Below are 19,665 nucleotides of genomic sequence, written 5' to 3'. Positions count from 1 at the left end.
AGTGCCTATAATCACTTGGCGCAGGCGCCGAAGTTGCTGTGCCCGTTCGCTGTAGGGGCAAAGGCCCCGATGATCACGATGACGGCAGGGTCGCTTTATGCGACTCCCGAAGAAGCGTGGGTCACCACGTTCGGCGGAGCCACGGAGGCGCGAGCCTTGCGCTGCGACATGCGCCGGTACGTTGCTAAGGCCTGGCCGACCACCTGATCCATATTATAATAGCGATAGGTCGCCAGCCGCCCCACGAAGGTCACGTTCGTCTGGACCATGGAGAGCGCTTCATAACGCTTGAACAGTGCTTGGTTTTCAGGCCTTGGGATTGGGTAATAGGGATCGCCCTCTGCTGTCGGAAATTCATAGGTGATGCTGGTGAAATCCACCTGTTGGCCGGTCAGATGCTTATATTCGGTAATGCGCGTATAGGGCACATCGGGTGAGGGATAGTTGACCACGGCGACCGGCTGGAACTGTTCCACGCTGTGCTGTTCATGCTGGAACCGCAGCGACCGATAAGGCAATTTGCCGAAGCGATAACCGAAATATTCGTCGATCGGGCCGGTGAACACCAGGTGATCGTGCGGATAGGCATCGCCAGCCTCGCAATAGTCGACCCCCAGCAGCACGTCGATGTTGGGATGATCGAGCATCCGCTCAAACATGCGCGTATAGCCTTCCAACGGCATCGCCTGGAATTTGTCTGTAAAGTAGCGATCATCGACGTTGGTGCGCGTTGGCACCCGTGATGTTACAGCCTTGTCGAGTTCGGATGGGTCGAGACCCCATTGCTTGCGCGTATAGCCCTGGAAGAATTTTTCATACAATTCTCGACCCACGGCGGAGACCACGACGTCTTCCGATGTGCGCACGACTGCCACCGGCTCGGCCTGCGCGGCGAGGAAGGCCGCGGCGTCCTCTTCGGTTTGAAGGCTCAACCCGTAGAGCAAGTTGAGCGTCGTCCGGTTTATCGGCATTGGCACCAGCATATCATCGACCGCCGCAAGCACCCGATGCTCATAAGGCCGCCATTTGGTAAAGCGCGAGAGGTAGGTGAAAATCTCCGCCGAATTGGTGTGGAAGATATGCGGGCCGTAACGGTGGATCAGCACCCCCGCTTCGTCGAGTTCATCATAGGCGTTGCCCCCGACATGGTGGCGTCGATCGACCACCAGCACTTTCTTGCCGCCATCGGCCGCCAGCCGTTCGGCCATGACCGCGCCAGCGAAGCCCGCGCCGACCACCATCACGTCATAATGCTGGGGCCGGTCGTTGTTCCAGCTAGTTGGCGATACGATCGGATGGGCATGGACGCTGTGTGAAACTGCATCGCTAATCAGGGTACTCATTTGCTGGAAGCTCTTGTCCCAGGACATGCCTGCCAGCAACTGGTCCGCCTGCGACAGCCAGTTGCCGCCTGGACGGGGCAGCGCCAGCGCTTCTTCGCAGGCAGTGACGAAGGCTTCCGCGCCGTCCGCGATCCACACGGCTTCCATATCGCCATAATGTCGCACGACGTCGGTAATAGGGGTCGAAACGACGGGCTTCCCGGCCGCCAGATATTCGGGGGTCTTGGTGGGGCTGATGAATCGTGTCGCATCATTGATGGCGAAAGGCATTAGCGCCACATCCCATCCGGCGATGCAGGCGGGCAGGTCTTCGTAGGGCCGCCCGCCAAGAAAATGGAGATTGGGTCGTCTGGGCAGATCGTCGCTGCTGATCTTTACGACCGGGCCGATGATCTCCACGTCCCAGCCGGGCCGCGCGTCGGCCAGCCGGGCGAGCAGGTCGAGATCCATCCGCTCGTCAACAACGCCGTAAAAGCCAAGGCAGGGGCGGCTGGCCGGATTTCCTTTGGTCTTCGCAGCAGAACGTGCCGCGGCGAAATGGTGGACGTCAACGCTTGAGGGAAAAGGGACGACATGGGCGTGCTTGTCTTTCTTCGCCTCGTAGAGGCTATATCCGCCAGTGAAGACCAGATCGGCGCACGATAGAAGCCGTTGCTCGAGCGGCAGCAGTTCGGGCGGGGCGCCCCTGAAATTGGCAAGCTCGTCCATGCAGTCATAGACGATGCAATCCGCCGCAACATGCTCCGAAAAGGGCAGCATCATGGGCGTATAGTACCAACGGATATAGGGACCGCTCTCGCCCGCCAGATAGAGGTCGAGCAACCGTTTGAGCATCTCGCAATCTTGCCCGCGCGCGCTCTCGGGCAACTGCGGCGTCACCACACTGACACCTGTGAAGGCGCATGTCTCGAACCGCAGGTCGGCTGCTTTAATCTCTGCCGAAAAACATGGCTCTTCCCAAAAGATGACCCGGCTCTGTTTAGCGAAGCGGCTCATCAAATGCTGGGGTCTTTGAAACACAAAGTTCCAGCGAAGATGACTAAAGCAGATGAGAGTATGGGCGACGGCGTTGGAGTTTGATCCAGGTTGCGAGATGTCGGACGAACGGACCGGGACCATGTGCGGAAACCTTTCTCGGGAATGAACAGTTTGCAAACTGCCTGTTGCTGGGACTTGTTCCGGTGCATCAGCTGATACAGGTTGGCGTCATGTCGCAATTACATGAATCGGACTTGCATAGGATTGTGCTTGCGAAATAATCCGCTTGAGCAACGTTGAGCTTCTGACAAGCGAGAAAGGATACAGGATGCCAACGCGCCCGCAGCTTTGGGGCGGTCTGGAGTGTACGGTGAACCGTGTGCAAGACCGCTATGGCGATCAAATCTGCGCCAGCGGGCACCACGACCGGATCGAGGACCTCGACAAGATTGCGCAGTCGGGTATCCGTGCGATCCGCTATCCCGTTTTATGGGAGAGGGTTAGCCCCGACAGCCCTGAACAATGCGACTGGCGCTGGACGGACGAGCGGCTTGGGCGCCTGCGCCAACTGGACATTGCGGTCATTGCCGGACTTATCCACCATGGCAGCGGCCCACGCTACACCAACCTACTGGACGAAGGTTTTGCTAATGGACTCGCCCGCCACGCCCAGGGTGCCGCAGAACGCTACCCCTGGATCACCGATTGGACCCCCGTCAACGAACCGCTGACCACGGCGCGTTTTTCAGCGCTTTACGGCCACTGGTACCCACACCAGCGTTCCGAACAGGCATTCTGGCTGGCCCTGCTGAACCAGATCGATGCGACCCGCCTTTCGATGCGGGCTGTTCGGCGCGTCAACCCAGCCGCTCGGTTGATCCAGACCGACGATCTGGGCCGGACCTATGCCACCGCCTCGCTGCGAACCCAGGCAGGGTTCGACAATCTGCGCCGTTGGGCCGGATGGGACCTTCTATGCGGCCGGATGACGCGCGACCATCCATTTTGGGACCGGCTGTGCGCCTTTGGTTTTGAACGTCGGTTGCTGGCGATGGCGGATGACCCCTGTCCGCCCGATGTGATCGGCATCAACCATTATCTGACGAGCGACCGCTTCCTCGATCACAGGCTGCATCGTTATCCACGGCATAATCATGGCGGGAGCGAACAGCAGGTTTACGCCGATGTCGAGGCGGTTCGGGTGCTCGCGCCCTCATCACAGGGTATGGAAGGGGCGATGCGCGAGGCGTGGGAGCGGTACGGCGTGCCGCTCGCGCTCACGGAGGTGCATAATGGTTCCACCCGAGAGGAGCAGCTGCGATGGGTGGCACAGGCGTGGGACACGGCGTTGCGCCTGGACGGGGAGGGCGTTCGTGTAGAAGCCGTGACGATTTGGTCGCTCCTGGGAAGCAAGGGGTGGAATACGTTGCTGACACGGCCGGGCTTTTACGAACCGGGCGCATGGGATGTTAGCAGCGGCCATCCGAGGCCGACCGCACTTGCGTCTCTGTTGAAGGCGTTGGCGGGCCATGGCGTGCGTCCGCCTCTGGCGGCTGGTGCCGGATGGTGGCAACGCCCGGTCAGGATGGCGCACCCCACGGTCGCGCGTCCTGCGCCCATGGCCGAGCATTTGGCAGGGGCACGCCTGCGCTTCCCGGCTCGACCGCTGATGATATGTGGCGCCACGGGCACGCTGGGGCAGGCAATGGCGCGCGCCTGCACGCTGCGCAATATTCCCTTTGTGCTCACGTCGCGTAGCGACCTCGACCTTGCCGATCGCGTCAGCATCGATGCGGCCATCGATCGGGTCGGCCCGTGGGCGGTGGTTAACGCCGCCGGCTGGGTCCGGGTCGATGAAGCCGAGGGCCAGCCGGATAACTGTCTGATCGCGAATGCCCATGGCGCGATTGCCCTGGCACAGGCGTGCGAGCGCCGGGGGCTGCCGTCCGTTTCCTTCTCCAGCGATCTGGTGTTCGATGGCGGCAAGGGATCACCCTATGTGGAAACCGATGATCCATCCCCGCGTAATAGCTACGGCCATAGCAAGGCGCAGATGGAGGCGGGACTTGCAGATTTGTCGGGCCAGCATCTGGTGATCCGCACGGCGGCCTTCTTCTCCCCGGACGACAGCTTCAATTTCGCCGCGGCAGTCGTGAGGTCGCTTGCGCGCGGCGAGGTGTTTCAGGCAGCGGACGACCTGCTCATTACCCCCACTTACGTGCCGCATTTGGTGTCGACGGTACTTGACCTGCTGATCGATGGGGAAAGCGGCTGCTGGCATCTCACCAACGGGGAACCCCTTTCCTGGGCGGATTTTGCGCGGCGTGTCGCGAGCAGTTGTGGATATGATTTCGACCTTGTGCACGGCATTCCCCACGCCTCCTTCCGCTGGCAGGCCGAGCGGCCGAGAAATGTCGCGTTGGCGAGCCGCCGTGGCGCAGACTTGCCTGCGCTGGAGTCTGCTCTGGATCATTTCGCGTTGCACCACCAACGGCAATTGGATTGCGTTATTTCATGATCGTAATCGGTTATACAGATCCCATCTTATTTCCTTTCAGAACAGCAGATATAGTCCGCAGATTTCCGTAATTGTTGCGAAGTCGAAAGAGAACGATTCCGTAATGAATATTGGGATCATTGACGGTTCCTAATGTATACGCCGGTCACATCATGTTAAGTGGCTTGCTCTATATTAATCTCATCCTTAAGGGGCCGCGGCAGGTCGGGGAAAGGGCGAGTATCGGTGAGCGGGTCGGATATGGTAGAACGTTGGTCGCCGGAAGCGGCGCATGCGTGGTTCAAGGCTCAACCTTGGTTGGTCGGGTGTAATTTCACTCCGTCCAATGCGATTAATCAGCTGGAGATGTGGCAAGCGAGTACTTTCGATCTGTCCATGATCGATCGGGAATTGGCCCTCGCCGCTTCGGTGGGCATGAACGCGGTTCGCGTCTATCTACACGATCTCCTTTGGCTTGAGGATCCTCAGAATTTCCTCGAGCGGATCGACGCCTTTCTCGCTGTCGCGGCTCGGCACGGGATTCGCGCAATGCTGGTGCTTTTCGATTCCTGCTGGCACCCTGAACCCGAGCTTGGGCCTCAACCCCATCCGCGCGAAGGCGTGCACAACAGCGGTTGGGTCCAGTCGCCCGGAATCACCGCGCTCCGGAATATAGACGAACATCACCGGCTCGAAGACTATGTCCGGGGCGTTGTCGGCCGCTTTGCTCATGACCCCCGCGTTATTGCCTGGGATATCTGGAATGAGCCGGACAATGGCCCGGAAGTCGCCCTGTGCGATCCGGTAGCGCTCAAGGCGAAGGCCGATCTGGTGGTGCCCTTGCTGTTGGCCGCATTCGCGTGGTCGCGCGAGATGAAACCTACCCAACCGCTCACCAGCGGCATCTGGCTTGGCGACTGGTCCGCGCCCGATCTGCTCAGTCCCATCCAGCGCGCCCAAACGGGGAGTTCGGATGTCATCTCCTTCCATAATTACGGCATTGCCGACGATTTTGCACAGCGTGTGAAATGGTTGAAGGCGATGGGAAGACCTCTGCTATGCACTGAATATATGGCGCGACCCGCAGGCAGCACGTTTCAAACGATCCTGCCCGTGGCCAAGGAGCATGAAGTCGGCACCTTTTGCTGGGGCCTGGTCCGGGGCAAAACGCAGACGCACTTGCCATGGGACAAGTGGGAGAATCCCAATCTTGAAGGCCTCAAGGACCGGTGGTTTCACGACATTTTCGATCCGGATGGAACGCCCCACGATGAAGATGAAGTGGCCTTCTTGCGTCTCATCAGCCAAGTCGATAGCGTCGCTGTGTGATCTGCAAATCCCGCTCTCATGTGAAGGCAGAACCGGCGGCCGACTTACATTGGTCTGATACGACGTCACGCCTTTTTACGCACGGTAGAGGCCTGCGGCATCCCAAATGAGCTTTTGCTCGATTGACTGGAGCCTCGATGCCACTGGCGCTGCTTTGTGAGCGCCCGAGCTGCTAACCTTGCGCCGGAACAATATGCGTGTCGATGCTTCCTAATTCCGCCGAAATTGGTGCGGTCGGGGAGGCGAGCCCTCGACGAGCACCTTCTCATGCCGCTATTCCTTTGCGAGCATGATTGCACGAGGGCTCAGCTCCTTTCGGTGTGGCGGCACCTTTCAGCTCAACTTGTTAATGGATTCCCGCATGCGATCCACGCTCACACTGGAATATCGCTGAACCATCCATAGCGACTCCAGCCGCCCATGTTCATGATGGTGATGAAATCGATGCCCGCCATCATGTAGTGGGATGCCCAGTGATGCCGCCGGTCATGGACGGTGGAAATCCTCGATCGCCGCGCGCGTGCAGGCGCCCGCGTGCTGGTTCTTGATCGGGTTGCCGCCGGGGATCTTCGCCTTGCGTGTGTCCGAATAAGGCTTGCCAAACCGGTTGAGGAAGACATGGCCATTTGTCGGCCGCCTTCGTTCTTTTCCCAGATCGGGCGGAGTTCATCGAACATGCGAGGATGCATCGGCATCGACTTGATGATCGCATTCTTGCTGTGATTAAGCCGGATCGATCCCTCCCTCCAGAGTTGGCAGACCGAGTTTCTCTCCAGAGCAACGCTGGTCGTGCTTTCAATCTTCTTTCAGCAACGGGAATCGCCGGAACCCACTGGGATCGCGGCGCCCGCATGGACAAACCGGAGAATAGTTTCCCCCGCAGTGGGAAAAGCAAGTCGGAACGGCAGCAGAATGGCATAGGCGGCTAAGGCCGGGCGGCAATTTCACGCCGCGCAAAGGCGGGCAATTACCTGATCGAACTGCTGCTTTAGCTAGCTAGCGCTAACCCGGACATCCGCAGCGGCCCGCGCGCTCTCCCGATCCGCTGAAATTTGTTCAGCCCGCAAGCGGCCCTCGAACAATAAATGATGAGTGCGCAAAATGGACCGCGAGACTGCCAGGAAAAACAGAAGGAAGAGAATGGATGCTGTGGCCAGCGACCACGAAAGGCTTTCAAGACCAAATCAAGGTTATTTCAGTTTTTTCAGGCGCGAGAGGCCGGTATTATATTCTGCCTGCCATCGCGCGATAACTTGCGATACAGGCTCGACGTTTGAAATTGCGCCGATGCCCTGTCCAGCGCCCCAAATGTCTCTCCATGCCTTGGCTGCGGCGTCGCCCCCGAAATTCATCGCCGTACGGTCTCCGACCGGCAGATCTTCTGGATCAAATCCGGCGGCAATGATCGAACTTTTCAAATAATTGCCGTGCACACCCGTGAAATAGTTTGAATAGACGATGTCTTGGGCACACCCTTCGATGACCGCATCCTTATAGCTTTGGACGGCATTTGCCTCAGGCGTGGCGATAAAGGCCGAGCCGATATAAGCGAAATCGGCGCCCATGGCTTGAGCCGCAAGTATCCCTTTGGCCCGTCGCCATGGCGCCCGAAAGTGCAAGCGGCCCGTCGAACCACTGGCGAATTTCCTGAATGAGCGCGAAGGGGGAAAGTCGGCCAGCATGACCGCCCGCTCCCGCCGCGACCGCAATCAATCCGTCCGCGCCATTTTCGACGGCTTTGCGTGCAAAGCGATCATCGACCACATCATGCAAGGTAATCCCGCCCCATCCTTTCACCTCCACATTCACATCTTCGCGTGAGCCGAGAGAAGTAATGATGAGCGGCACCTTCCACTTGGCGCACATATCCATGTCTGCGCCAAGTCTGTCGTTCGATCGGTGCACGATTTGATTGACGGCGAACGGCGCGGATGGACGGTCGGGATTGTCCCTGTCCCACACTGCGAGTTCTTCGGTAATTTGATGCAGCCATTCGTCCAGTAAGGCCTGCGGCCGGGCGTTGAGAGCAGGGAACGATCCGATAATGCCCGCTTTGCATTGCGCGATGACAAGAGCGGGATTGGATATGATGAACATCGGCGCGCCAATAATGGGAAGGCGCATGGACGAAAACAAACTGTTACTGGTCCTTATCATCTGCTGGCCTATATGATTTTATGATCCGCGTTCAATTCAAGGGGCGCCAGCAAATTTTCCGCTTCGCGTTTTTCCTTGTCATCGGGATCGGCGGACCAGATCACCGTTACGTTTCTTGCCCCTATGTCGGTACATGAAATGGCCAATACTTTGGACATGCACGCCAACTCTTCAACGGCGCGTATGGTCACGGCCTGTTGACGCAGCTGAAAGCGGGCAATCTTGCCGACGGCGGTCAGTGGCAAGCTGTTAACAAACAATATCCGTTTCGGCCTGGCGGGCGGCTCCTCGATATGCTGCGTTACAAAGGAAATCAGTTCTTCTTCTTCGACCAAAGCGCCGGGCTTTCGGGTGACGAAGAGCACGGGAACCTGCCCCGCATAAGCATCCGGCATCCCCACCGCCGCCGCCATGGCAACGGCCGGATGGTGACATATTGTTTCCTCGATCGTCTGCGGGTCGATATTGTGGCCGCTGCGGATGATGACGTCCTTGCTGCGGCCAATCAGCCGGATCTGGCCATCTGACGTCATCTCGGCCAAGTCGCCGGTCGCATGCCATTTCTCTTTCGGATGCTCGATCAAACCTTCCACCGTCCGATAGCCCCGGAACAGCATGGGTCCCCGAACATACAGTTCGTCAGGGCCGCCGGGCACGATCGGGACCAACTGGGTTTCGACCAGGGGGGCGGGCGTTCCGATTGCTGGCTGATATTCGATTCCGTCGAGAGGTTGGTTGCCCCCCGCACCTGACAATTCGGTCATGCCGAGGACTTGGGAAAGCGGAATGCCGGTCAGTTCCGTGATGCGGCGCGCCAATGAGGGGCCGATGGAGGTCGCTCCCGTCATAACGGCGCGCAGTTCGGGCCAAAGGGCAGGCTTGCCGAGTTCGGCGACTTGCGACCAGGTCGGGGGCACCAGAGCGATGACGGTGACTTTTTCCTGGGCGGAAATTTCCCAGATCGCGTTGACGGTTTGACGATCGCGCGCTCCGGCAAGGCCGCAATTTAATAATGTCGATCCGGTGGAGAATAGCGCCATTCCCACGACCACACCGCCGCCCACATGAAAAAAGGGAAGCAGTTGCAACACGCGGTCGTCCGAGCGCCAGCCGATTCCGGCTGCGCTCGCATGGATGGACGCCATCAGACCATCAAGGCTCAAATCAGCCAGTTTAGGAGCGCCTGTGGTCCCTCCGGTATGAAACAATGCCGCGGAACGATCTCCATGAATGATCCTGACGGCGGCCGGGTCCGCCGATCCTAAAAGATCCGGCCACCAGGCATATTGCGCCGCACAGCGCTGCAATGCGCCGGAGCGGCCCGCACCGCCGTCGATTTCGACGACCAGTTCCACCCCTCCCGTCAGGGCGATGGCATTCGCCACGGTTTCATCCAGCGTAGAATACTCATTCGCCCCAAAGGCGATGACGGCACGCACATTAGCCAAGGCAAATTGGCTCGCCATTGCTTCGGGGCCAAGGAGGAGATTTACCGGGAAAGCGACGGCCACGGAGGACGCCGCGATGATAGCGATCATGCATTCGGGGATCGATGGGGCGATAATGGCCACCACATGATCGGGTCCGATCCGCGCCCACTGCAAGGCCGCGCCCAGCCGGGCCGCCTGTTCGGCAAGTGTGGCATAATCATAGCGAACCGGTGAAGGATCTTCAGCGTTTCTGAAATAAACCATGGCATCATGGGAAGGCGAACGATCAGCGCCGATCCGCAGCATATTTATGGGATCCCGCACGGTTGCCATCCGTTCACGGGTCAGCGCCTCCCGCTTAAGCCGGTCCTTGGCGGTCATACTCATCTCCTTTGGCTGCCCGTTTCCGCTTCAAATTCCATTCGATGCCGATCAGGAATTGTGGTTGCGCGCAGATTGACATCTGCTTACCCAGTCGTCTGTCGATGTGAGCCGGAAGTTACTTAAAAATGGCCATTCAGCGCTGATAAACGACTTTGCCATCCAGGATTGTCATATCGACAGGAATGTCGCTGAGTTTGTCGACGTTGATCGTCAGCGGGTCCTGCGCAAGCACGACGAAATCAGCGAGTTTGCCCGTTTCGATCGAACCGAGCTGTTTTTCCATGGAATTCGCTTCGGCCGACCAGATCGTAAACATACGGATGCCGTCCATCACGCTGATCGCTTCCTCCGGCTGCACGATCTTTCCGTACTTCGTGTCGCGATGAACGGCTCGCTCGATGGAAAATAGCGGATATGTCGCAAAATTCTGCGTGCCCACGGTATCGACTCCGCCAGGAGGATGCAGGCCGAGATCAATCAGCGTTTTCATCGCGAAAAATTTGACGTTCGGTTCTTTCATGCCGATGTCCGTCAATCGCCACAGGAAGGCGACTTGGGGGGAGGGGATGACATGGTCGCGCTGCAAACGCGCCAATCGTTCCTGCGTGCGTTGAGGGTCGATCGTTAGATAGTGACCAAAATGCTCGATCCGGTCCCTCGCGTCGGCTTTGGGAAACAATCGGTTGGCGTTTTCGTAGGCCGTAAGCGTCATATCCTGCGCGCGATCGCCATTCGCATGGATTTGAATCTGCCAGCCAGCCTGCCGGACCTTTAGAACGATGTCATTGAGTTGGCTCTGATCCATCATGGGTGTGCCGTAATTGTTGGGCACCCAGGTCGTACCAGCACCTTTCCATTGCGGCCGATAGAGCGCCACGGTCGTTCCCCAAGCACCATCCATGAATAGCTTGATCGCTCCGACACGGATCCAGTCGTCCCCCATCCCGGTCGTGATACCGGTCGACAAGAGCTGGTCTGCGGTAATTGCCCCTTCTAGAGGGGAAGTCGTGGCATTCGGATTTCGGAGTACATAGTTCACACGCACGCGGGTCGGCAACCGGCCTTCCTTGCGCAATTCCTGATAAGCGAGATAGGTTTTCGGGGGAGACATGTCGGAGACAGTGGTGACGCCTTTTTTAAGGTAGAAATCCTCCAATATCTTTCGCACGCCTTCCTTCATCTCGGGATAGGTGAACTCATGGTTTTTGGGCCACGGGGCCGGAGCATCCCGCACGATCACCACTTCACCCTGCGCATTGCGTTCATAGCGGCCGCCCGAACTCGCCGGGGGCTCCGGCCAGTTCTTGTCCATCCCCATCGCAACCGCAGCTTTGTGATTGATGAGCTTGTCGTGCGCGCTCCAGTCGAGGCGTACGGGATTATCCGGAAAAGCCGCATCGAGTTCCGCTCGCGAGGGCATGACCTGCATATAGGTTCCCTGGCCGACCAGCCATGCGCCCGGCGGCAGTTTGGCCTGCGCTTCCTTGAGCTTGGCGATGATCGCCTTGCCATCCTTCAGTGGTGGCGCCTGGATATTGATGAAGTTGGCCTCGACATTGGCCATGCCTTCGACATGCGAATGCGCATCGATGAAGCCGGGCAGCATAGTTCTCCCCCGCAGATCGACCACCTTGGTCGCAGGGCCACGCCACGCCTGGACGTCGTCGCTGACGGCGACGATCCGGTTGCCCACGACGGCGACGCTGCTAACGATACTGTCCTTTGGATCAACTGTAACGATCTTGCCGTTGGTAACGATAAGATCGGCGTAGGTTTGTTCTGCAAAAACAGGCGATGTGGACAGTAACCACACCAAGGCCGATCCACTTAACCCTACCCAATTGCGGTTTTTCATGCCCGTTCCCTGTCCTTTTATATTCATCGCCCGTTTCGACACCAAAATGGTTTTCGCTGGCCTTTCTGAATAGTACGATATCCGGCCGGAAAAAATGGCACGACATAAGATTTCGAGCTCATTTCTCTCGCGGGCAATAGCTTCTGTCATCCGGCGCCTTTTGATCGCAAGATGCAATTTTTCTTCTATCCCTCGGCCTCGCCATATGATGGTGTAAACGGCTACCCAGGTGGTGTCGGAATATCACTGGTCCTGTCGTAAGTTGCAGATGCTTCGCCCGGCATGTCGCGATCTTTTTGGTAAAACCATTTTGTATTTAAAGGAAAAAAATATCAGCGAAGAAATGACGCTTCGCTGCATATCTGCATGCCCTAACCGGAGAAAAGCGTACAAAAATCTGTTGCACGCAGACCGTGGATCGTATCGTCTAGGGCGGAACAAGTGTCCTGAAGAGGAATGACCTCTCAGCGAGACTTCGACTTGCAGAGGGGATTCAGATGAAGCTTACAAGACATCGTCTGCGCTTGTTCACAAGTGTGGCAGTAGCGGGTTTAGGTTTGGCTTCTGCATCGGTTCAGAGCGCCCCACTCCAAGGTGATAGTCAACCTGCCGAGCAGTCAACGTCGCCGTCTGATGCTCGTATAAACGACAGCGGCAATGATATTGTCGTCACAGCGACGCGGCAGGAAATGCGCGCCTCCAAAGTTCCGATCAGCATCAGCGCTTATGGTCAGGCCAAGCTTGATCAGCAGGGTATCAAGACTTTCAACGATCTCCAGCGCCAACTACCCGGCGTCACCATAGATGTCGATACGCGCACCGTAGCGGTGCGGGGGATCAGTTCGTCCGCGGGTGCTCCAACGACAGGTGTCTACATTGATGACACGCCGTTTCAGCTTCTGAATATTGGTATCCTCTCGCAAAATGCCTTGCCAACGGTCTTTGATCTGGATCGCATCGAAGTGCTGCGTGGTCCGCAAGGAACCTTGTTCGGCGCTGGCGCACAGGGCGGCGTCGTACGGTACATCACGCCCCAACCCTCCCTGTCTTCGACGAAGATTTACGCCCGCAGCGAAATCGGCGCCATTACGAAAGGTGATTTCGACGCAGAGACAGGCGTCGCGCTCAATATACCGGTCGTTGAGGACAAGGTCGCTGTACGCGTCAGCGCCTTCGCGCGGCGCGATGGCGGCTGGATCGACCAACTCGATTGGCGAACATACCAAGTCGATGAGAAAGACGCCAATTCCCGCAAGACAGTGTCCTTGCGCGGCGCCGTTCGTTTTGCTTTCGGCGATCTGGAAATCACGCCTTCGCTTCAATATCAATATACGAAGGAGCGAGAGAATTATTTCAATATCGCGGCATCCGATATCAGCGGGGGCGATTTTCGAACTACCGACGCGACCGTCGTGCCCAACCGCGACAGCTGGTATCTGCCGACCATCAAGGCAGAGCTGAACCTTGGCGCAGTCACTGTTCTTTCCAATACTTCCTGGTTCAGACGCCGACAGCGCACCGGCTATAGCGGAACCGACTATCTGGCGCGCTTCTATGACTCGGTGGGCCTTCCGACGCTCAATGACTTTGGCTCGCTGGGCACGCCGATGGGGATCAGGCTTCCGATAGGCGACTATTTTTCCGAAGCCCACATCAACAACAGTCAGAATAATTTCGTTCAGGAAGTTCGCGTTCAGTCAGCCACTGATTCACGCTTGAACTGGGTAGTTGGGGGCTTTTACAGCAATAACCGATATAAAAATTATGAAGAAATTGTCGATCCCATGGGTGAGCGTCTCATCCAGGCGTTATATGGCATCAGCTACGAGGATTATTACGGTTCATCCCTTGTAGGAGACCTGAACTATTTCGGAACCAATAGCGTCAAGGATACCCAGCTCGCCATATTTGGCGAGGCGACCTGGGAATTTGTGGACAGATTGAAACTCACGCTCGGCGCGCGCTATGCGAAGGTGAAGATCAAGTTCCAGAATGACCAAGGCGGCCCCCTTAATGGTGGTCCGACCGGATCGACCGGCCAACAGTCCGAAAAGCCCTTCACTCCCCGCGCCAGCCTTGCTTTCCAGATCGATCCTGACAACATGGTGTACGCCACCGCCTCCAAGGGCTTTCGCATCGGTGGCGCCAATGCGCCGATCCCGGTGACGCCATGCGCATCCGATCTGGCGCAATTGGGATTGAACCAGGCGCCCTCATCCTATGATGGGGACGTAACATGGAATTACGAAGTTGGATCAAAGAACAAATTGGGCGATGTCAGCGTTTCCACCAGTGTTTACTATGTGAAATGGACAGGCATTCAGCAGGCTATATCGCTACCGGTCTGCGGTTTCCGCTACATTGACAATCTGGGCGAAGCGCGCAGCAAGGGTTTTGACCTACAACTTCAAACCACGATCGGCAATGATTTCGACGTCAATTTGGCGGCGGCCTACACCGATGCACGCCTGACGAAGGCGATCGCACCACCGAGCGGGCCAGCGCTGATCGTCAGCCGCGGGCAATCTCTGGGCGCTCCCGAGTGGACATTGGCCGTCGGGGGACAGTATAATTTCGAGGCGTTGGGCAACAAGAGCTTCGCGCGCGTCGATTACCAGCATATCGATACTTTCGCTGGTCTTACCGCTCAGTTGGATCCCGCAACGACATCTTATGACCCCGCTTTGACGAAGCCTCCCGCGCGGGACTATGTGACGGCCCGCATAGGCACGACAGTCGGGCGCTTCAGTCTTTCCTTCTATATCGACAATCTGCTCAATTCCAGCGAGCTTCTCACTCGTACCCGTCCCAGTCAGGGCTGGCCCGTATTTTCTGGCACGTCCTGGCGGCCCCGTGCCTTCATTTTGCAAGCGATATTCAAACAATGACCTTCCGGGTACATGTCTGTCGACTTTTTCGGCGCCGAATGAAGGCGAAGCCAATTCGGGGCAGGCTCATCTTCGCATTCTCATCGCCGAGCCTGGCAGGATTGGCGGGTTTGATCGCCCTCGCGGGAACTCTGCCTGCAAAGGCCGATACGCCGGTTGTGCCCGCTCGAACGGTTGTGGACGCATTGCTGGCGGGTGTGGCATCGCCCCACCCCAATGTTGATAGCCTGGCCGATCTGTTCGCAGATGACGCGGTCGTGAGTTTCGGTGAATTTGACGATCCCGGGCGCGGCAAACCCGCTGTCACCCAGAAGCTGCGCGGGCTGTTCGCTCACGGCCAGCGCTACCGGATCAGCGTCCATAGCGCCTATGAGAGCGGCAATGTCGTCGTAAATGATCGTGAAGACACGTCCTTGCTGACAACGGGAGAGCAGATCCCGTTCCATGTGACAGGGGTTTTCGTGGTGGTTGACGGCAAGATCAGGGCCTGGAGCGATCATGAACCACGCCCCGTCCGGCCCGCCAAACCGTGACTGACGCTGTCAACAAGAAGTCAATTTTTACAGAGCCAAGGATGCGATCATGAACGACGATCAACATGAAGATGGCCGTGAGCGGGGTTTGTCCCGCCGCCAATTGGTTGGCGGTGCCGGATTTCTTGTTGGGGGAGCATCCATCCTCAGCGGCACCGGGATCAGCACGATCGCGCAGGCGGCAACGGAGCCGCCCGCATCGTTGTCGCCGTTGCCAACGGGCACCTATTACCCACCAACGCTGACGGGAATGCGTGGCAGCCACCCTGGTTCGTTCGAAGCGGCCCATGCCATTCGCGATGGCTCTGCACTCAAGGGAGCGCCCGACATTGGCGAGCGTTATGACCTTGTCGTCGTCGGCGCCGGGATGAGCGGACTGGCTTCGGCCTACTTCATGAAAAAGAAGTTTCCCAAAGCGAAGATCCTGATCCTCGACAATCACGATGACTTTGGTGGCCATGCCCGCCGTAACGAGACGGATGTCGATGGGCGTACCGTGCTCGGTTATGGCGGGACGATGTACATCCTCAGCCCTCACGCATACACGGCCGAGGGACGCCAGCTGCTGACGGATGTAGGCGTAGATATTAAACGTTTTCGGGCGGCGGCGGGACCTCGCAGCGTCTGGCGCGGCCTCGATACGGCATTCAACCTTAAACGGGCCGTGTTGTTCGACAAGGCCACATTCGGCGTCGACAAGCTGGTGGTCAATATTCCTGAGGGCGCAGATCGATCGAACCCTAAGGCATGGTCCGCCTTTTTGGCCAAGGCTCCATTGTCTCAGCGTACAAAGGACGACTTGCTTCGTTTGAATACGCGGCCGGTGGATTATCTTGCGGGCATGTCGGCGACCGAAAAGGCCGCCTTGCTGCAAAAGACTAGCTATGCCGACTATCTCACCCGCTATGTGAAGGTGAACCCGGAAGTCATCACCATGATGATCAAGGAGATCCACAGTGGCGTCAACGGGGCAGCCGGTATTGATACGATCAGTGCCATGCACGCATTCGAGCGTGGCTTGCCCGGTTTCGCCAAGCTGGGGATCGAGATGCCTAGGCCGCAAAGCTGGCTACCTGAAGGCGAGGGCGACGACATTCATTTCCCGGATGGAAATCACGGGCTGGCAAAATTGCTGATAAGGTGGCTGATCCCCTCGGCGCTGCCTGGCAGCACGCAAGAGGATTCGGTGCTCACCCGCACCGATTACAGCCAGCTGGACCGGCCGGAACATGACGTTCGGATAAGGTTGAGCAGCACCGTCGGGCGCGTGGTACACAGCGGAACCCCGGAAAAGTCGACCGGCGTGGAGATTAGTTACATCCGTAACGGCAAAGCGCAAATGGTGCGTGCAGATGCCGTCGTCATGGCCTGTTACAACGCGATCATCCCCTATATCGCTCCGGAAATACCGGAGCCTCAGAAAGCGGCGCTGCACAATGCGGTGCGGATGCCGTTGGTGTACGGGACGGCCGTCGTCCGCAATTGGGAAATGCTGGCCAAGCTGGGCATCGGTTCCGTCAGCTGTCCCGGCAACACTTTCTGGTGGGACACGATCGGTGTGGATTGGCCCTCCAAGGTTGGGGGATATCGGCCCGCCGAGACGCCTTTTGATCCCATGCCGATTCATCTTTCAAAGGTTCCCACCAGCCCGGGTTTGAACGCGAAGGACCAGTTCCGGGCAGGGCGCGCGGAACTGCTGGCGACGGATATCGAAACGATCGAGGCGGCGACGCGCGATCTGTTCCGTACCGCGTTCGGGCCGGTCGGTTTCGACGTTGATCGGGATATCGTTTCGATCACCGTCAACCGTCATCCCCACGGCTACGCCGCCTGCGCCAATTCACTATATGACCCGGACTGGGCGCCCGAAGATCGGCCGTGGGTCGTCGGCCGGAAACGTGTCGGCCGAATTGCAATCGCCAATTCCGATGCGGGCGCGATCTGCCTCACCCAGGCGGCATTCGATCAAGCGCATCGGGCCGTAAACGAAATTGTGACGGATGTGATGCAGGCGCTCCATGAATGGCCATGGGGCACACGCATCTGATCAGTGGGATTGGGCGGTAGAGGGCGGGCGCCCTCTACCGAGCTGGCGTACACGCTGGGTCGTCAGACAAGCGATAGCTTGTCCTTAGTCGTGACGGCGCCCGGAGGACCGGGGCATCCCGGCGCTGGAATTGGCATGACCGGGTTGAACACAGGCCCTATCTCGGCAGAGATGGCGCTATTCGGTGGCGTAAAGGAATCCGGCTTGGCGCGAAGCTTCGCGTTAGGGGATCGATGAATTTCTGAACATAAAAATGATCTGCAGGATCAAGCCCCCCGCATGAGCGGCGCCCCTTCCCGCGATCATTGCGAGGTCAGATATTCGGCGAGCCGTGCATCGAGCGGCGGTGCTCGACCCTGATCGTCCGCCTCATCGACCCGCCCCAGCGCGTTCTGCGTATATCGAACGCCTGCCCACCGCAGCGGCTCCCGTTCCCAGCGCGGCGCCTGTCGTCGATGGAACGGCAGGCCCTCCAGGCCCGTGGTCCATCCCCCGATCCGTCCCGCCAGCAGGCGCGCGCACATCGCACTCGTTGCGACGCCGCGACCCGTATAGCCATATAGCCGCCCGATCCGGCTGACGGGATCGAAATTGACCGAAGGCATCCAGTCGCGCGGAATGCCAAGATAGCCTCCCCACGAATGGGTGAACGATATGTCGTGCAGAGCGGGCCACCATTCCTTCAAGCTGGACCGCATCCATGCGAAGGTTTCCTCGTCCTGCAACGCGCGTTCCGCCATGTCCGATGCGAAGCGATACGGCGCACCTCGGCTGCCATAGAGTATCCGGCCATCGCGCGTACGTGTCAGGTAATTCTTGGTATGGACCTGCGAACTCAGACACTCACCTTCGGTCCAGCCGATAGCGTCCCACTGCGCCGTCGTCAGCGGTGCCGTCAGCACGATCATCGAGGACATCGGCAGCACATCACGGTGATATTGGGGCATATCCGTCATATACGCCTCCCCTGCCGTCACGACCGCACGCCGGGCGCGAACGGCGCCACGCTCCGTGACGATCGCCGCATCGTCTCCACCCCGGATCGTCAAGGCGCGTGTCTGTTCGAAGATTGTCGCTCCCATTCGCTCGACCGCCCGCGCCAGCCCGCGCACCAGCTTGCCGGGATGGATGCTTGCCCCGTGAATCGATCGCAACGCGCCCGACAATTTCGTGACATGAACCTTTTCATAAGCTTCATCGGCACCCAGCAGCTGGCTGTCAGCCGAAAGTCCGAGCTTAGCGAAAGTTTCGAAGGTCGAGACAAGCGACGCCATCTGCCCCGGGCTTCGCGCAAGGCTTAGCAGCCCGGTTCGGCGAAAATCGGCATCGATAGCAGCCCTGGCGAGGAGTTCAGGGAAATCCTGGACGCAGCATTGTTGAGCAAGGATCGTCTGACGCGCCAGGTCAATGCCATATCGCCGGATAAGGGGGCCAGCATCCACCGGAAAGCGCGGAGAGCACCAGCCGCCGTTGCGGCCCGATGCCCCATAGCCACAGAAATGCTTTTCGACGATTGCAACACGGAGGCTGGGATTCTCGGTCAGTAGAAAAAAGGCGGTCCACAGACCGGAAAATCCGCCACCCAAAATAGCAACATCGACAAGAGCGTCACCCTCTAATGCGGGACGCACTTTCAGATCATCGCCAGATGTAGACAGCCAATAGTCGCCTGTGATCGTTTGAATTTCCGAGCTATTGGAAACGGCGCGCGACTTGGTCACTGTCCGATGCCCTCGTCATAGACGATGAATAGCTTGACGCAGACATCATGTGTTTCCCAGACACCCTGCGTCGATGCAGAAAAATGGACCACGTCTCCTGCAGCGATTTCCAGTGGAGGTCCGTCGTCTGGTGTGAACGTGGCGCGCCCGCTGAGAAAATGACAGAATTCAGCCTGCCGCACTTCCCGGCGCCAACGGCCTGGGCTGCACTCCCATACGCCAAAACGGTGCGAGGGATTGGAACCGGAAGTTATCGACGCCGAACGAGCCCGTAGGACGGTATCGGACAGTCGGGGCGTAATGATTTTCGACGGTCCTGCCGTATCGAGAAGGGTCTTCGGATCGAACAAGACAGCTGGCATTAGGCGATATCCGTATTTTGATGTCGCTGAACGATGCCCCCTCCGTCCCTCGCGTGACAGTTGTGTATTGCTTCGATACCGGTGAGCACCAATCACCATGCGAGCACGATGGGCACGAAATCTGTTGATCCAAACCGCATG

Annotated in this window: 12 protein-coding genes and 1 pseudogene; 6 read left to right on the top strand and 7 right to left on the bottom strand. The window is 58.3% G+C overall.

Going from position 1 to position 19,665, the window contains the following annotated elements:
- Positions 1 to 95 precede the first annotated feature (95 nt).
- Positions 96 to 2,339, bottom strand: a complete 2,244-nt coding sequence (gene glf, locus ACZ5YV_RS08415; RefSeq protein WP_464787225.1) for a UDP-galactopyranose mutase — start codon at positions 2,337 to 2,339, stop codon at positions 96 to 98.
- 310 nt (positions 2,340 to 2,649) lie between these two features.
- Here glf and ACZ5YV_RS08410 point away from each other — a divergent pair, with 310 nt between their 5' ends.
- Positions 2,650 to 4,839, top strand: coding sequence for a sugar nucleotide-binding protein (locus ACZ5YV_RS08410; protein WP_464787224.1), 2,190 nt, complete (start codon positions 2,650 to 2,652; stop codon positions 4,837 to 4,839).
- A 225-nt stretch (positions 4,840 to 5,064) separates the two neighbouring features.
- Complete coding sequence (locus ACZ5YV_RS08405) at positions 5,065 to 6,147, top strand: cellulase family glycosylhydrolase (RefSeq protein ID WP_464787223.1); 1,083 nt, start codon at positions 5,065 to 5,067, stop codon at positions 6,145 to 6,147.
- Positions 6,148 to 6,521: 374 nt separating this feature from the next.
- Here the strand turns inward: ACZ5YV_RS08405 and ACZ5YV_RS08400 are convergent, their stop codons facing one another.
- Positions 6,522 to 6,824, bottom strand: a complete 303-nt coding sequence (locus ACZ5YV_RS08400) for a tyrosine-type recombinase/integrase (RefSeq protein ID WP_464787222.1) — start codon at positions 6,822 to 6,824, stop codon at positions 6,522 to 6,524.
- Between the two features lie 112 nt (positions 6,825 to 6,936).
- Here ACZ5YV_RS08400 and ACZ5YV_RS08395 point away from each other — a divergent pair, with 112 nt between their 5' ends.
- Positions 6,937 to 7,068 carry a hypothetical protein gene (locus ACZ5YV_RS08395; RefSeq protein WP_464787221.1) on the top strand — a complete coding sequence of 44 codons (132 nt, stop codon included), beginning with the start codon at positions 6,937 to 6,939 and terminating at the stop codon, positions 7,066 to 7,068.
- Between the two features lie 269 nt (positions 7,069 to 7,337).
- On the opposite strand, the pseudogene ACZ5YV_RS08390 reads toward ACZ5YV_RS08395, so the two are convergent.
- From ACZ5YV_RS08390 to ACZ5YV_RS08380, 3 genes and pseudogenes are all read right to left on the bottom strand, one after another.
- Positions 7,338 to 8,304: pseudogene (locus tag ACZ5YV_RS08390) on the bottom strand (NAD(P)H-dependent flavin oxidoreductase).
- Between the two features lie 8 nt (positions 8,305 to 8,312).
- Positions 8,313 to 10,115 (bottom strand): AMP-binding protein, encoded by a 1,803-nt coding sequence (locus ACZ5YV_RS08385; RefSeq protein WP_464787220.1) that lies wholly within the window; start codon positions 10,113 to 10,115, stop codon positions 8,313 to 8,315.
- A gap of 136 nt (positions 10,116 to 10,251) precedes the next feature.
- Entirely contained in the window at positions 10,252 to 12,123 is a 1,872-nt protein-coding gene (locus ACZ5YV_RS08380; RefSeq protein WP_464787219.1) for an amidohydrolase, read from the bottom strand.
- Positions 12,124 to 12,662: 539 nt separating this feature from the next.
- Here ACZ5YV_RS08380 and ACZ5YV_RS08375 point away from each other — a divergent pair.
- Genes ACZ5YV_RS08375 through ACZ5YV_RS08365 form a run of 3 tightly spaced genes read left to right on the top strand, consistent with a single transcriptional unit; the run spans position 12,663 to position 17,441 of the window.
- A complete protein-coding gene (locus ACZ5YV_RS08375; RefSeq protein ID WP_464787218.1) occupies positions 12,663 to 14,861 on the top strand; it encodes a TonB-dependent receptor in 2,199 nt (732 codons plus the stop codon).
- A 38-nt stretch (positions 14,862 to 14,899) separates the two neighbouring features.
- Positions 14,900 to 15,394, top strand: a complete 495-nt coding sequence (locus ACZ5YV_RS08370; RefSeq protein WP_464787217.1) for a nuclear transport factor 2 family protein — start codon at positions 14,900 to 14,902, stop codon at positions 15,392 to 15,394.
- A 49-nt stretch (positions 15,395 to 15,443) separates the two neighbouring features.
- Positions 15,444 to 17,441, top strand: a complete 1,998-nt coding sequence (locus ACZ5YV_RS08365) for an NAD(P)-binding protein (protein ID WP_464787216.1) — start codon at positions 15,444 to 15,446, stop codon at positions 17,439 to 17,441.
- Between the two features lie 302 nt (positions 17,442 to 17,743).
- Here the strand turns inward: ACZ5YV_RS08365 and ACZ5YV_RS08360 are convergent, their stop codons facing one another.
- Complete coding sequence (locus ACZ5YV_RS08360) at positions 17,744 to 19,162, bottom strand: NAD(P)/FAD-dependent oxidoreductase (protein WP_464787215.1); 1,419 nt, start codon at positions 19,160 to 19,162, stop codon at positions 17,744 to 17,746.
- On the bottom strand, positions 19,159 to 19,524 hold the full coding sequence (locus tag ACZ5YV_RS08355) for a cupin domain-containing protein (protein WP_464787214.1): 366 nt from the start codon (positions 19,522 to 19,524) through the stop codon (positions 19,159 to 19,161). The genes ACZ5YV_RS08360 and ACZ5YV_RS08355 overlap by 4 nt, the downstream gene beginning before the upstream one ends.
- Between the last annotated feature and the right edge of the window lie 141 nt (positions 19,525 to 19,665).

This window comes from Sphingobium sp. TomTYG46, from assembly GCF_055396345.1.
This window is presented reverse-complemented; position numbering and strand designations above follow the sequence as displayed.

What these genes read in the sequence shown, in the direction of transcription:
- glf (WP_464787225.1), bottom strand. Translation starts at nt 2,339, where the DNA reads ATGAGCCGCTTCGCTAAACAGAGCCGGGTCATCTTTTGGGAAGAGCCA.
- ACZ5YV_RS08410 (WP_464787224.1), top strand. Translation starts at nt 2,650, where the DNA reads ATGCCAACGCGCCCGCAGCTTTGGGGCGGTCTGGAGTGTACGGTGAAC.
- ACZ5YV_RS08400 (WP_464787222.1), bottom strand. Translation starts at nt 6,824, where the DNA reads ATGTTCGATGAACTCCGCCCGATCTGGGAAAAGAACGAAGGCGGCCGA.
- ACZ5YV_RS08385 (WP_464787220.1), bottom strand. Translation starts at nt 10,115, where the DNA reads ATGACCGCCAAGGACCGGCTTAAGCGGGAGGCGCTGACCCGTGAACGG.
- ACZ5YV_RS08380 (WP_464787219.1), bottom strand. Translation starts at nt 12,123, where the DNA reads ATGACAGAAGCTATTGCCCGCGAGAGAAATGAGCTCGAAATCTTATGT.
- ACZ5YV_RS08375 (WP_464787218.1), top strand. Translation starts at nt 12,663, where the DNA reads ATGCGCGCCTCCAAAGTTCCGATCAGCATCAGCGCTTATGGTCAGGCC.
- ACZ5YV_RS08370 (WP_464787217.1), top strand. Translation starts at nt 14,900, where the DNA reads ATGAAGGCGAAGCCAATTCGGGGCAGGCTCATCTTCGCATTCTCATCG.
- ACZ5YV_RS08365 (WP_464787216.1), top strand. Translation starts at nt 15,444, where the DNA reads ATGAACGACGATCAACATGAAGATGGCCGTGAGCGGGGTTTGTCCCGC.
- ACZ5YV_RS08355 (WP_464787214.1), bottom strand. Translation starts at nt 19,524, where the DNA reads ATGCCAGCTGTCTTGTTCGATCCGAAGACCCTTCTCGATACGGCAGGA.